Origin of the sequence: Brevundimonas sp. (assembly GCF_035999125.1) — a bacterium.
In the GTDB taxonomy this organism is placed as follows: domain Bacteria; phylum Pseudomonadota; class Alphaproteobacteria; order Caulobacterales; family Caulobacteraceae; genus Brevundimonas.
Genome location: NZ_DASYGX010000007.1, coordinates 472,235 through 484,858, shown reverse-complemented (window position 1 = coordinate 484,858; position 12,624 = coordinate 472,235). Strand labels below are relative to the sequence as shown.

General features: G+C 70.0%; 12 protein-coding genes and 1 tRNA gene. 6 read left to right on the top strand and 7 right to left on the bottom strand.

Annotated features, from left to right (window positions below):
• Positions 1-4: 4 nt before the first annotated feature.
• Positions 5-466 carry a peptidylprolyl isomerase gene (locus tag VGN45_RS08125; RefSeq protein WP_327461172.1) on the bottom strand — a complete coding sequence of 154 codons (462 nt, stop codon included), beginning with the start codon at positions 464-466 and terminating at the stop codon, positions 5-7.
• 65 nt (positions 467-531) lie between these two features.
• Between VGN45_RS08125 and VGN45_RS08120 the strand changes: the two genes are divergently transcribed.
• Entirely contained in the window at positions 532-1,260 is a 729-nt protein-coding gene (locus tag VGN45_RS08120) for an RlmE family RNA methyltransferase (protein ID WP_327461170.1), read from the top strand.
• Positions 1,261-1,343: 83 nt separating this feature from the next.
• Here VGN45_RS08120 and VGN45_RS08115 read toward each other — a convergent pair whose 3' ends face one another.
• The gene (locus VGN45_RS08115) at positions 1,344-1,874 is read right to left on the bottom strand and encodes a hypothetical protein (RefSeq protein WP_327461168.1); all 531 of its coding nucleotides are present in this window, start codon (positions 1,872-1,874) and stop codon (positions 1,344-1,346) included.
• 91 nt (positions 1,875-1,965) lie between these two features.
• On the opposite strand from VGN45_RS08115, the gene VGN45_RS08110 reads away from it, so the two are divergent.
• The 4 genes from VGN45_RS08110 to VGN45_RS08095 all read left to right on the top strand — a co-directional run bounded on the left by VGN45_RS08110 (position 1,966) and on the right by VGN45_RS08095 (position 6,256).
• Positions 1,966-2,835 carry a 50S ribosomal protein L11 methyltransferase gene (locus tag VGN45_RS08110; protein ID WP_327461166.1) on the top strand — a complete coding sequence of 290 codons (870 nt, stop codon included), beginning with the start codon at positions 1,966-1,968 and terminating at the stop codon, positions 2,833-2,835.
• A 51-nt stretch (positions 2,836-2,886) separates the two neighbouring features.
• Positions 2,887-3,354, top strand: a complete 468-nt coding sequence (locus VGN45_RS08105) for a hypothetical protein (RefSeq protein ID WP_327461164.1) — start codon at positions 2,887-2,889, stop codon at positions 3,352-3,354.
• A gap of 116 nt (positions 3,355-3,470) precedes the next feature.
• Positions 3,471-5,282: an aminopeptidase P family protein gene (locus VGN45_RS08100; protein WP_327461162.1), complete on the top strand. Its 1,812-nt coding sequence runs from the start codon at positions 3,471-3,473 to the stop codon at positions 5,280-5,282.
• Positions 5,267-6,256, top strand: a complete 990-nt coding sequence (locus tag VGN45_RS08095; protein ID WP_327461160.1) for a DUF2272 domain-containing protein — start codon at positions 5,267-5,269, stop codon at positions 6,254-6,256. Before VGN45_RS08100 ends, VGN45_RS08095 begins: the two co-directional genes overlap by 16 nt.
• A gap of 96 nt (positions 6,257-6,352) precedes the next feature.
• Here the strand turns inward: VGN45_RS08095 and VGN45_RS08090 are convergent, their stop codons facing one another.
• Complete coding sequence (locus VGN45_RS08090; protein ID WP_327461158.1) at positions 6,353-6,937, bottom strand: hypothetical protein; 585 nt, start codon at positions 6,935-6,937, stop codon at positions 6,353-6,355.
• A gap of 147 nt (positions 6,938-7,084) precedes the next feature.
• On the opposite strand from VGN45_RS08090, the gene VGN45_RS08085 reads away from it, so the two are divergent.
• Entirely contained in the window at positions 7,085-8,329 is a 1,245-nt protein-coding gene (locus VGN45_RS08085) for a class I SAM-dependent RNA methyltransferase (RefSeq protein WP_327461262.1), read from the top strand.
• Here VGN45_RS08085 and VGN45_RS08080 read toward each other — a convergent pair.
• From VGN45_RS08080 to VGN45_RS08065, 4 genes are all read right to left on the bottom strand, one after another.
• The gene (locus tag VGN45_RS08080; RefSeq protein ID WP_327461156.1) at positions 8,319-9,455 is read right to left on the bottom strand and encodes an aspartyl protease family protein; all 1,137 of its coding nucleotides are present in this window, start codon (positions 9,453-9,455) and stop codon (positions 8,319-8,321) included. The genes VGN45_RS08085 and VGN45_RS08080 overlap by 11 nt on opposite strands.
• 66 nt (positions 9,456-9,521) lie before the next feature.
• On the bottom strand, positions 9,522-10,592 hold the full coding sequence (locus VGN45_RS08075) for a PA0069 family radical SAM protein (protein ID WP_327461154.1): 1,071 nt from the start codon (positions 10,590-10,592) through the stop codon (positions 9,522-9,524).
• 155 nt (positions 10,593-10,747) lie between these two features.
• Positions 10,748-10,832, bottom strand: a tRNA-Leu gene (locus VGN45_RS08070).
• Between the two features lie 90 nt (positions 10,833-10,922).
• Positions 10,923-12,482 carry an amino acid permease gene (locus VGN45_RS08065; protein ID WP_327461152.1) on the bottom strand — a complete coding sequence of 520 codons (1,560 nt, stop codon included), beginning with the start codon at positions 12,480-12,482 and terminating at the stop codon, positions 10,923-10,925.
• Positions 12,483-12,624 lie beyond the last annotated feature (142 nt).

Here is a 12,624-nt window from a genome sequence, read left to right as displayed (position 1 = left end):
GGGATCAGCTCACGGTCGCCTTGACGATCTTGCCCGGGCTGCGCGGCGGCTCGCCCTTGGGCAGGGCGTCGACGTGCTCCATGCCGGAGGTGACGTTGCCCCATACCGTATACTGGCGGTCCAGGAAGGTGGCTTCGTCGAAGACGATGAAGAACTGGCTGTTGGCGCTGTTCGGGTCCGAGGTGCGGGCCATTGAGCAGGCGCCGCGGACGTGCGGTTCGGCCGAGAACTCCTGCTTCAGGTTCGGCTTCTTCGATCCGCCCGTGCCGGTGCCGGTCGGATCGCCGCCCTGGGCCATGAAGCCCGGGATGACGCGGTGGAAGACGACGCCGTCGTAGAAGCCTTCCTGGGCCAGTTCCGTGATACGGGCGACGTGTCCGGGGGCCAGGTCGTGACGCAGCGTGATCACCACGTCGCGGGCTTCGCCGTCGCCGACGTCGAGGGTGAGGGTCAGGGTGTCGGCCATGAGGGCGCTCCTTTTCGATTTGCGCGGGTGATAGCCGCTGGCGGCCCGCGAGGCTATGGGGGGGGATGAGCGAGGACGAGAAGCCGCCCCAAGACGCGTCAGGACGCCGCCGCATGGTGCGACCGCCCACGGGCGGGACCGCCGCCGGGCGCGGCATGGGCGGCAAGATCAAGACCGCCGACACCAAGTCGATGTCCAGCCAGCAATGGATCAAGCGGCAGCTGTCGGATCCCTGGTCGGAGCGGGCGCGCGCCGAGGGGTGGCGCAGCCGGGCGGCCTTCAAGCTGATGGAGATCGACGACCGGCTGAACCTGATCCGGCCGGGCTCGCGCGTCATCGATCTGGGCGCGGCGCCCGGCGGCTGGGTGCAGGTGGCCTTGCAGCGAGGGGCGAAAGCGGTGGTCGGCGTCGACCTGCTGATGATCGAGGAGATCCCGGGGGCGGAGCTGATCCAGGCGGACTTCACCCATGCGGGGGTGGATCAACAGCTGATCGAGGCCCTGGGCGGCCCGCCGGACCTGGTGCTGTCGGACATGGCGCACAACACCGTGGGACACCGGCAGACGGACCACCTGAAGATCATCGCCCTGATCGAGATCGCGGCGGACTTCGCCATCCGCACCCTGAAGCCGGGCGGCGCATTCGTGACGAAGAATTTCCAGGGCGGGGACGCCGGGGGCGTGCTGGCGCGGCTGAGGGCCGAGTTCGACGACGTGCGGCCGATCAAGCCCAAAGCCAGCCGGAAGGATTCCTCGGAGGTCTATCTGGTGGCGCGGGGTCGGCGCCCGACGTGAAAAGGCCGGAGCGGCGACGCTCCGGCCTCCTCTGTTCGCTTGGTCTATCGCTCGCGACGCGGTCGCTCGCTGCTTGAGGCCGGTCAGCGCGTGCCGAAGATCATGTCGGCGATCTTGGCGAAGAAGCCCTTGGGCTCGGGCTTCTTCGCCGGGGCGGCGGCCAGAGCCGGGGCAGGCGTTTCGACCGGCTTGGGCGTGGGCGCCGCGGCGGGTTTCGGAGCCGCAGCGGGCTTTGCGGCTGGCTTGGCGGCGGCGGGCTTGGGCGCCGCTGTCTTGGCCGGAGCGGCCTTCACCGCCGGCTTGGGCTTGGCGGCGGCCTTCACGGCGGGGGTCTTGGCCGGAGCCTTGGCGACCGCAGGTTTTGCGGCGGGCTTCTTCGCAGCGACGGGCTTTTTGGCGGCCGCAGGCTTGGCCGCGGCCTTGGGGGCCGACTTCGCGACGGGGGTCGATTTCGGCTTGGCCGGAGCCTTGGCGGCGACCGCCTTCGGCGTGGCTGCGGCCTTGGGCGCGGCCGGCTTCTTGGCCGGGGCGCTCGACTTCGCGGCCGGTTTGGGCTTGGAAGCGGCGGACGCCGGCTTCGACGCTGCGCTGGACTTGGACGGTGCTTTGGCCATGAACTCCCCGACCCCTCGGTTGCGTGTTCGGTCGACGCAAGACCCTGTGCCCCGCGCCCGCTCGATTCGGCATGATAACGAGGTTTGAGAAATGTCCGAGTCCGCCGTTCAGATCGTCGCCCGCGGGCCCCGCGAGGTCGCCGAGGCCGCCGCGGCGGCGCTGGACGCCGATCCGCTGCTGGAAGCGGCGACCTATTCCATCCTGGAGGAGGACGAGGATCGCGGCGCCTGGCGCATCGACGCCTTTCCGACCACGACGGAAGAGGCCGAGGGCATCGCGGCGGCGCTGCGCGCCCACGACGGTCTGGAGGTGGCGGTCGAGAAGCTGGCCGACGCCGACTGGCTGGCCATGTCGCTGTCGGGCCTGCCGCCGGTCGAGGCCGGGCGGTTCTTCGTCTATGGCGCGCACGATCAGGGCAAGGTGCCCGAAGGCCGTGTGACGCTGAAGATCGACGCCGGGGCCGCCTTCGGCACCGGGCATCACGGCACCACGGTCGGATGTCTGGAGGCGTTCGACGAACTGCTGAAGACCGAGACGTTCGACAAGGTTCTGGACGTCGGGTGCGGCACCGGGGTGCTGGCCATCGCGGCGGCGAAGACCGGGTCGGCGGTCGCGGTCGGCACCGACATCGACGAGCCGTCGGCGCGGATCGCCAACGAGAACGCCGAGATCAACGGGGCCAAGTGCGACTTCTACTTCGCCGACGGACTGAGCGATCCCCGCATCGCTCAACACGTGCCGTATGATCTGGTGTTCGCCAACATCCTGGCCGCGCCGCTGGTGGAGCTGGCGCCGGAGATCGCCGGCGCGCTGAAGCCGGGCGGGGTTGCCATCCTGTCGGGCCTGCTGCGGACGCAGGAGGAGCGGGTGCTGGAGGCGTATCGACCGCTGGGCTTCGTGGTCGAGCGGACGATCCATCACGATGCGTGGAGCGCGCTGGCGCTGCGTCTGAAAGGTTAAGGAACGGGGAGGGCAGCGGAGCCGTTTCAGGGCGAACCTGGAAGGACTCCGATGACCTACACCGATCCGAACGACCCGAACCGCCCGACCGTCGTGGTCGATCCGGCGCCCGTCTATACCGAGACGACCGAGACGGTGGTCGTGCGCGAGTCCAACACCGGCTGGTGGATCGCCGGCATCCTGGGCGGGCTGGTCGTCATCGCCGTCATGTTCATCCTGTTCAACCGACAGGCGCCGCAGACCGACGACCAGATACTGGCCGCCGAGGTGGCCGCCGCCGAGGCCGAGGCCCGCGCGCTGGAAGCCGCCGCCGCCGGCCAGATCGCCGGGGCCCAAGCCAGCGTCGAGGTCGCCCGCGCCGACGCCGCGCGCGCCGAGGCCGAGGCCCGCGCCGCCCAGGCCCGCACAGCCGAGCCGGTGGTGATCGAGCGGGAGGTACCGGTGGTGGTGCAGACGCCGGCGCCCGCCCCCTCGACCGGCGGGACCGCCGTGGTGACGCCGACGACGCCGCAGGGGTGAGCGCGGACGAAGGAGCGCGGACGTCCACGTCCGCGTCTTGCGGTGGAGAGGGGTTTCGCGGACCTGGAGGTCCGCGCTCCTTTCGCTGATCCCTCAGCGGGTGTTAAGCCCGCCTCATGCGCCAGTCCTTCGACGAAACCACTCATCCGTCCTTCGGGGCGAAGCACCTTCCGCTGGTCCGCGCCCGCATGGCGGAGCAGGGGTTGGACGGCTTTCTGGTCCCGCACGAGGACGAGCATCAGAACGAGTATCTGCCGGAGGCCAACGAGCGGCTGGCCTGGCTGACGGGGTTCAGCGGCTCGGCCGGGGCGGCGGTGGTGATGAAGGACCGGGCGGCGGTGTTCGCCGACGGGCGCTACACCGTGCAGGTGCGTGCGCAGGTGGATGCGGCGCAGTTCGAGATCCTGGACTTGGTCGAGGGCGGGGTGCCCGCCTACCTCGAGAAGGCTCCGAAAGGATCCGTGATCGGCTATGACCCCCGGCTGCACAGCCCGGACGCGCTGGCGACGCTGAGGCGGGCGGCGGCGAAAGCGGGCGCCGAACTGAAGCCCGTCGACGTCAATCCGCTGGACCTCGCCTGGGGCGACGCCCGGCCGTCGCAGCCGACGGCGTCGGTGGTCTCGCACCCGGATCAGTATGCCGGCGAAAGCGCGGCCTCGAAGCGCAAGCGGATCGGCGCGGCCATCGAGGCGAAGGGGGCGGACTGCGCCGTGCTGACGGCGCCGGCGTCCATCGCCTGGTTGTTCAACATCCGGGGCGGGGACGTGATCCGGACGCCGCTGCCGCTGGGGCAGGCGATCGTCCACGCCAACGGGACGGCCAAGCTGTTTCTCGACCCGCGCAAGATGACGAACGAGTTGCCGGGCTGGCTGGGCGAGGACGTGACGTCTGAGAACCCGGCGACGATCGAGGCGGCGCTGGGCGAGCTGAAGGGCCGGCGCGTGCTGATCGATCCCGCGCAGTCGTCGGCGTGGTGGTTCGACCGGCTGGAGGCGGGTGGTGCAGAGGTCGTGGGCGGCATGGACCCGTGCACCCTGCCGCGCGCGGCCAAGAACCCGGTCGAGATCGAGGGCAGTCGTCAGGCGCACATTCGCGACGGCGCGGCGTTGGCGCGATTCCTCCACTGGGTGAACACGGTCGCGCAGGAGACCCTGCCGGACGAGCGCGAGGTGGCCGAGGCGCTGGAGCGGTTCCGCGAGGAGACCGGCGCGCTGAAGGACCTGTCGTTCGACACGATCGCCGGGGCGGGGCCGAACGGCGCCCTGCCGCACTACAAGCCCGTGACCCGCACCTTGCGGCGGATGGAGAAGGGATCGCTGCTGCTGGTCGACGGCGGCGGCCAGTATCTGGACGGCACCACGGACGTGACGCGGACGGTGGCGGTCGGCGAGCCGTCGGCGGATCAGCGGCGTATGTTCACGCTGGTGCTGAAGGGGCATATCGCGATGGCGGTGGTGCGCTTCCCCGCCGGGACGACGGGGCACCAGCTGGACGCGCTGGCCCGCCTGCCGATGTGGATGCAGGGCTTCGACTACGACCACGGCACGGGGCACGGCGTCGGCAGCTATCTGGGCGTGCACGAGGGGCCGCAGCGGATCGCCAAGATGGTCAACACGCAGCCGTTGCTGACCGGCATGATCCTGTCGAACGAGCCCGGCTACTATCGCGAGGGGCACTGGGGCATCCGCATCGAGACGCTGCAGGTCGTGACCGAGCCGACGGCGATCGAAGGCGGGGAGCGGGCGATGCACGGGTTCGAGCAGCTGACCTTCGCGCCGCTGGACCGGCGGCTGATCGACGTGGACCTGCTGACGGCCGACGAGCGGGCCTACGTCGACGCCTATCACGCCGAGACCATGGCCAAGGTCGGGCCGCTGCTGGACGGCGAGGTCCGGGACTGGCTGGAGCGGCAGTGCGCGCCGCTCTGATCCTGACGCTCGCGCTGGCGGCGACGCCGGCGCAGGCGCAGGTCAACCGCCTGCCGCGCGAGGCGCTGGACGTCATTCCGGCTGAAAGCCGGGTGGAGGGACGGCCGGGGTCCATGCGGATCGTGGAGAACCGGTGCCGGCCCGGCGGCCTGGCGGGCGTCCGCCAGCGGATCGTCGACGTGGCGGCGGGGGAGTGGGGCGTGTTCGGCTTCCAGACCGTGGACGCCACGCAAGTGCAGACCCGGCGGCTGCCCGAGGGAGTGGTGGCCGACGACGCCAATCCGCCTTTGCCCGCGCCGCGTCAGGCCCGGCCGCTGAGCCGCATCGGGCGGTGGGAGAGCGATCCGGCGACCTATGCCGTCGTGGCCGGATACTGGTCGGCGACGCCCGACGGGCCCGACGTTCTGGCGCGGCAGAACCGTCAGTGGCGCGACGGCGACGGCGAGCTGAACTGGGTCGAGCCATGGTCGGCGGCTTTCGTCAGCTGGACGATGTGCGAGTCGGGGCTGGACGCGCCGGACCTGTTCCGGCGCGACGTCTCGCATCGGGTCTATGTCGATCAGGCGATCCGCGCGGCGGATGGGCAGGAGCCCAAGGCGGCATACGAAGCCCACGATCCGGGCGAGCGGCCGCTGCAGCCCGGCGATCTGCTGTGCAACAGCCGCGGGCGCTGGCGTTATGAGACGGTCGCTGACAGGCGCCCCGACGTCGGCGACTATGCCGCCATGCACTGCGACGTGGTGGTGCGGGTGTTCGACGACCGGGTGGCGGTGATCGGCGGCAACGTGATCCAAGGCGTGACCCTGACCCTGATCCCGCTGACGGGGGAGGGGAGCGCGCACCCCCGGCCGGTGGGGGCCGACGACCTGGCCGGAGCGCGGACGCTGTTCGCCCATTTGGCGTTGCGCAGCGATCCGATCCCGGACGACGCTCTGGACCGCACGCCGACCGTGCGCGCGCTTTCCGAACCTTGAGCGCAAGGAAAAACCCCCGGCGGATCGCTCCACCGGGGGCTTCCGGCCCGTCGCCGATCGACAGGGGGGCTGGAAAAGAGCGGCGACGGGATCTCGTCAGTAGCCGTAACCGTAGTCGTCGCAGACCTCGCGGCTGGAGATCACGGTCCGGCCGCGCCAGTCGCGCTCTTGAACCGTGACGGTGCGACACCGGTCGTCTCGGTCGTAGGCGTCATAGCCGTAGCCGGAACGGGCATAGGGGTCGCGGCCATAGTCGTCGCGGTACGGCTGCTGGTAACCGTAGTCTTGGCCGTAGCCGTTTCGACGGTCGTCGTAGCCGTAACGGTCGTCGTAGGCGCGGCAGTCCGAGGAGCTGGACCCGACGCCGGCGCCGATCAGGGCGCCGACCACGCCGCCCAGGACGCTGCCTTCGGTGCGACGGCCGCGGGCGGCCATCTGAGAGCCGGCGACGGCGCCGATGGCGGCGCCGAAGGTGGCTCCAGCGGCCTGACGCTGGCCCCGATCCCGATCGCAGTAGCCCGGCGCGCTGCGCTGGGCGTAATCGGGATCGTAGCCATATCCATAGGCGCGGCCGTAGGGATCGTAGCTCTGGGCCTGCGCCGGGGCGGCGGCGGTCGCCAGCATGCCGGCCGCTGCGGCGGCGGAGGCGAGGGCGACGAGCGGGCGGTTCGGACGGGCCATGAAACTGTCTCGTGTCTGTTGGGCGGGATCGCCAGTGTGACCCTTATGGAGCCCGCGGCCTGAACGGCCGTTGAGCGGGCCGTTCATGTTCGTTCAGGTTTCCGCCTTGCGCGCGCGGGTCGGCCCGGCGAGAAGCCGTCGATGACGATGCGGCTGAACATCGAGCGCGTGGCGGGGCAGGGCGACGGCGTCGCGCGGGGACCCGACGGGCCCGTGTTCGTGCCGCTGACCCTGCCGAGCGAGATCGTCGAAGCCGAGGTGGCGCAGAGTCGGGGCGAACTGGTCGAGGTGATCCAGCAGAGCGCGGAACGCGTCGCGCCGCCATGCCCGCACTTCGGAGCCTGCGGCGGCTGCGCCCTGCAGCACTGGGCGGATGCCCCGTATCTGGACTGGAAGCGGGCACAGGTCGTGCACGCCTTGGCCCGTGAGGGTCTGGAAGCGGAGGTGCCGCCGACGGCGGCGACGCCCCCGGCCAGTCGGCGGCGCGTGGCGTTGCATGCCCGGCGCAGGCCTGACGGGTCCGTGGCGCTGGGGTTCAAGGCGCGACGGTCCTGGCGGCTGGTGGAGATCCGGACCTGCGTCATCGCCGACCCGCGCATCGTCGCCGCCCTGCCGGCGCTGGCCGAGGCGGCCGCCGCGGTCTTTGAGCATCCCAAGTCGGCGCCGACGCTGCACGTGACGGCGACGGAGGCGGGGCTGGACGTCGACGTGACGGGAGTTGAGCGCCGGACCGGCGGGGGACTGTCCGGAGACGCGCGCGCGCGCGCGATCAAGGGGGCGACGCGGGCCGATCTGGCCCGGCTGAGCCTGGCGGGCGAAACGCTGGTCGCGCGGCGACCGTCGATCGTAACCTTCGGCCGGGCCCAGGTGGTGCTGCCGCCAGGGGGCTTCTTGCAGGCGTCGCCCGAGGCGGAGCGGATCATGGTGGCCGAAGTCATGGCCGCCGCGCAGGGCGCCAAGCGGATCGCCGACCTGTTCTGCGGCGCGGGCACCTTCACCTTCCCCTTGGCGGAGATCGCGCCGGTGATGGCCGCAGACGCGGGCGCGGAAGCGGTGGCGGCGCTGAACGCCGGACGGAAGACGGCGACGGGCCTGAAGGGGATCGAGGCGCAGGCCCGCGACTTGTTCCGACGTCCCCTGTCGCCCTTCGATCTAAAAGGCTGCGACGTCGCCGTGCTGGACCCGCCACGGGCCGGGGCGATAGAGCAGACGCGCCAGTTGGTGGACGCGCGAAAGATTGAGCGCGTCGTCTACGTCAGCTGCAATCCGACCACCTTCGCCCGAGACGGCGCCGCGCTGGTGGCCGGCGGGTACCGGTTGGAGCGCGTGCTGCCTGTGGACCAGTTCCTGTGGTCCGGCCATGTGGAGCTGGTGGGCACGTTCAGTCGTTGAGGAAATCCCTCAGGCGCAGCGTCATCTGGAGGGTCTCGCCCCTGCGACGGACGGTCAGCGGGATTTCCGTTCCCGAGGTCCCCCTGAGCGCCGGCAGAGCACGATCAAGCGGGCCGAGATTGGTGATGACGTCGTCCCTCAGCAGCCCGGCCTCCGCCGCCGGAGAGCGCGCCCCGACCACTTCGACGCGCACCGCGTCTCCCGCGGCCTCGACCCAGAGCCCGGAAAGCCCGTACGGCCGATCCACGGGGCGCAAGGCGTTGCGGCGCACGCCGATGCTCCGCCGGCCGTTCGACAACGCGAGGTCGAGACGCCTGAGGACCGGGTAGCCAAGTATCACGGCGCCGGCGGTGTCGTCGGCGATCCGCACGATCATGCGCTCGTCGTCGAACGTCTCCGAGCCGACGGTGAGCGGAGGCGCCTTCATCAAGCGGGCGGGTGCGGCCGCGCGTCCCTGAATCCCGCTGCTGGCAACCGGGGCGAACGGGCGATCCTCATTCATCAAACCCAGACGGTCGGCGACGGCGACGGGGACCGAAAAGGCGTGCGGCGCCCCCGTGTCGAACACCGCATCGACCCTTTGACCTCCCACGTCGACAGGACCGTGGATGCGGGTCGACAGGCCGGCCACGCGGGGGGCTTCCAGCCGCGCTTCGATCGCCTCATAGCCCGGCGGATCGATCAGGCCGTCCGGATGCACACGCCATAGGCCGCTCTCGAACAGCAGTTCGGAATCCAGAGTGGTGACCAAACCCGCCGCCAGCAGGCCGTCGCCGCCAAGATTCGGGGATCGGTCGAGGCCGAACAGAGCCGCGTCCTCCTGTCGGACGGCTCCGCCCAGAACCAGTTCGTCGATGGCATAGAGGTCGAAAGGCCGACCGCCGAGCCGCACCTGGCGCTGAACCGCAAGACCCAGCCTGCGGGCAAGGTCGACCTGGATGCCGGAGATCTCCGCCCCGGTGTCCAGCACGAAAGGGAAGGGACCCTGGCCGTTCAAGGTCACCGCGATCCGCACACGGTGATCGCCGACCTCCATGGCCGCCTCGACGGGACCGGACTGGGCCGAGGCGACCGGGGCCAAGGCGAGGCCGCCGCCTGCCAGAAGAAGGCTCCGTCGATCGAACATCACTCACGCTCACTGACTGCGTCGGCCGAGACCCGGCAACGTGACGGTGAACCGCTTTCGTGACGATCATGCGGCGTCGAACAGGTCCATCTGGGGGCGCATTTCCGGGGGGACGCGGAAGCGGCTGACGTCGAGGTCGTGGCGGGGGCCGTCGAGGCCGAGGCGTTTGACGGCGGCCTTGAAGCGGGCGGCGATCAGGTCGGCGACGGGGCCGGAGCCCTTCATGCGTTGGGACCAGTCGGGGTCGTAGTCGCGTCCGCCGCGCGTCTGGCGCACCAGGGACATCACGCGGGCCGCGCGATCCGGCCGGGCGTCGGCCAGCCACTCGCGGAACAGATCCTTGATCTCCAGAGGCAGACGCAGGGTCACGTACATGGCCGTCGATGCGCCCGCCTTCTTCGCCGCCTCCAGCACCGCCTCCAGTTCATGATCGTTCAGACCGGGGATGACTGGCGCGAAGCCGACGCCGACGGGAATGCCCGCGTCCGCCAGCCGGGAGATCGCCTCCAGCCGCTTGGCGGGCGTCGAGGCGCGGGGCTCCATGGCGCGGGCCAGCGCGCGGTCCAGGGTGGTGATCGACACGAAGGCCGAGGCCAGCCCCTCGCGCCCCATCGGCCCCAGAATATCGAGATCACGGCTGATCAGGACCGACTTGGTGATGATCGACAGCGGATGATTGAAACGCCGCATCACCTCCAGGATCGCCCGCGTCGATTTCAGCTCGCGTTCGACCGGCTGATAGGGGTCGGTGTTGCCGCCTATGTGGATGCGCTTGCAGACGTAGCGGGGCTTGGCGAGCTCCTGTTCCAGGAGACGTGCGGCGTCCGGCTTCCAGAAGATCCGGCTCTCGAAATCCAGGCCCGGGGAAAGGCCCATGAAGGCATGGGACGGACGGGCGTAGCAGTAGATGCAGCCATGTTCGCAGCCCTTGTAGGGGTTGATGGAGCGGTCGAAGCCGACGTCGGGGCTTTGATTGCGGGCGATGATCGTGCGGGCCCGCTCGGGCGTGAGCTGGGTGCGGAGCGGGGCGACCTCCGCGTCCGCGTCGGTCCAGCCGTCATCGACGTCGTGCACGGTCTCGGATTCATATCGTCCGGTCGCATTGGATCTCGCGCCTCTGCCCCTCACCTCGGCCATGGGGGAGAGGCTAGCAGGAAATCGGAACAAAGCAAGAACACTTTAGGCAAGGCGAAGGTCGCGAGGCAAGACCATGGGAGTGAGTGTTTGGGCGGCCCTGCTTCGCTGGCCGTCGGCAGGGCTTGGCCCGCGAAGCCCGTGAGGGCGAAGCAGACTGGTGCGGATGAGAGGACTCGAACCTCCACGCCTCACGGCGCTGGAACCTAAATCCAGTGCGTCTACCAGTTCCGCCACATCCGCAGGTCCGCGCCCCGGATAGGGCGCCGGTCGGAAAAGAGAAAGGCCCGGGATCGCTCCCGGGCCTTTCCAGTTTCGCGTTCGGAGGACCGATCAGGTCGTTCCAGGCGGAGGCGGCAGGTCGGCGTCGCTCTCGTGAACTTCGACCGCGCCCTTGCGCATGTGGCTCTTGTGGACCCCATAAAGCAGGTAGATCACCAGGCCGATCCCGCCCCAGATCGGAAGAACCATCATGGCGTCCGCCGGCAGGTTGAAGAACAGGAACACGCACCCGATGATCGTGGCCGGCGCGACCAGCCACACCAGCGGCGTCTTGAACGGCCGGTGGCGAGTCGGCTCCTTGCGCCGGAGCAGGAGCACGGCGATCGCCACCATCATGAAGGCGTAGAGCGTGCCCGCATTGGCGATGTCGGCCAGCTGTCCGACCGGCAGGAAGGCGGCGGCGAAGGCCACGGCCACGCCCGTCACCATAGTGACGATGTGGGGCGTCTTCCACTTCGGATGGACCTTGCTGAGGAAGCTGGGCAGCAGGCCGTCGCGGCTCATGACGAAGAAGATCCGGGTCTGGCCGAAGATCAGCACCAGGATCACCGATGGCAGGGCCAGGAAGGCGGCGACGCCGAGGGCGTTGCCGATGGGCCCGAAGCCGATTTCACGCAGCACGTGGGCCAGGGCCTCGTTGGAGCAGACCAACTGGTCGGCGTAGGCCGGCAGGGCGCACTGACGAGCCAGTTCCTCGGAACCGGCGGGGAAGGGCACGCCGTTCGGGCCCATGATCGGCTGGCCGCCGATGGCCCCGATCGCGCCGGCCGCCACCAGGATGTAGAACACGGTGCAGATCAGCAGCGAGGCGATCAGGCCGATCGGCACGTTGCGCTGCGGGTTCTTGGTCTCTTCCGCCGCCGTCGAGACGGCGTCGAAGCCCACATAGGCGAAGAAGATGGTCGCCGCCGCGCCCACCGCGCCCAGACCCGTGCCGAAGCCGCCGAACACGCCGGCCGGCAGGAAGGGGTTGAAGCGCGCGGCGTCGAACTGGGGCGACGTCAGGGTCAGCCAGATGAAGGCGGATAGGGCCGTGATCTTGATGGCCACCAGCACCGCGTTGACCTTGGCGCTCTCGCTGGTGCCGAGCACCAGGAGGCCCGTGATCAGCAAGGCGATGACGACCGCCGGCAAGTTGATCAAGCCGCCCTCGGCGCCGCCCAGGGCCAGCGGTCCGGCGGCCAGATAGGCTGGAAGCTGTATCCCCAGGAACTCATTCAATATCGTGCCGGTGAAATAGCCGGACCACCCCACCGACACGGCGGATGCCGCCACGGCGTATTCGAGCACCAGGGCCCAGCCGACGGTCCAGGCCAGAAGCTCGCCCATCACCGCATAACTGTAGGTGTAGGCCGATCCCGCGACGGGGATCATAGCCGCGATCTCGGCGTAGCAGAGCGCCGCGACGATGCAGATCAGGCCGGCGATGGCAAAGGCCAGCATCAGGCCCGGGCCCGCCTTCTGGGCGCCGGCGGCCGTCAGCACGAAGATGCCCGTGCCGATGACGCAGCCGATGCCGAACAGGGTCAGCTGGAACCAGCCCAGCGAACGATGCAGAGACTTCTTTTCGGCCGTGGCCAGAATGGCGTCGAGTGACTTAACGCGCCACATATGAACTCCTCCCCCCAGATGGGCAGCTTGATGCTGGCGCGGACGCTAGCGGCGCCCGGCGCCCGTGGCAACGCGGTTTCCGTTTGATGAAGGCCGTGTGACGGAGCGCGGCGCTTGGCCGTGACCGTGGCGCCGCGCTAGG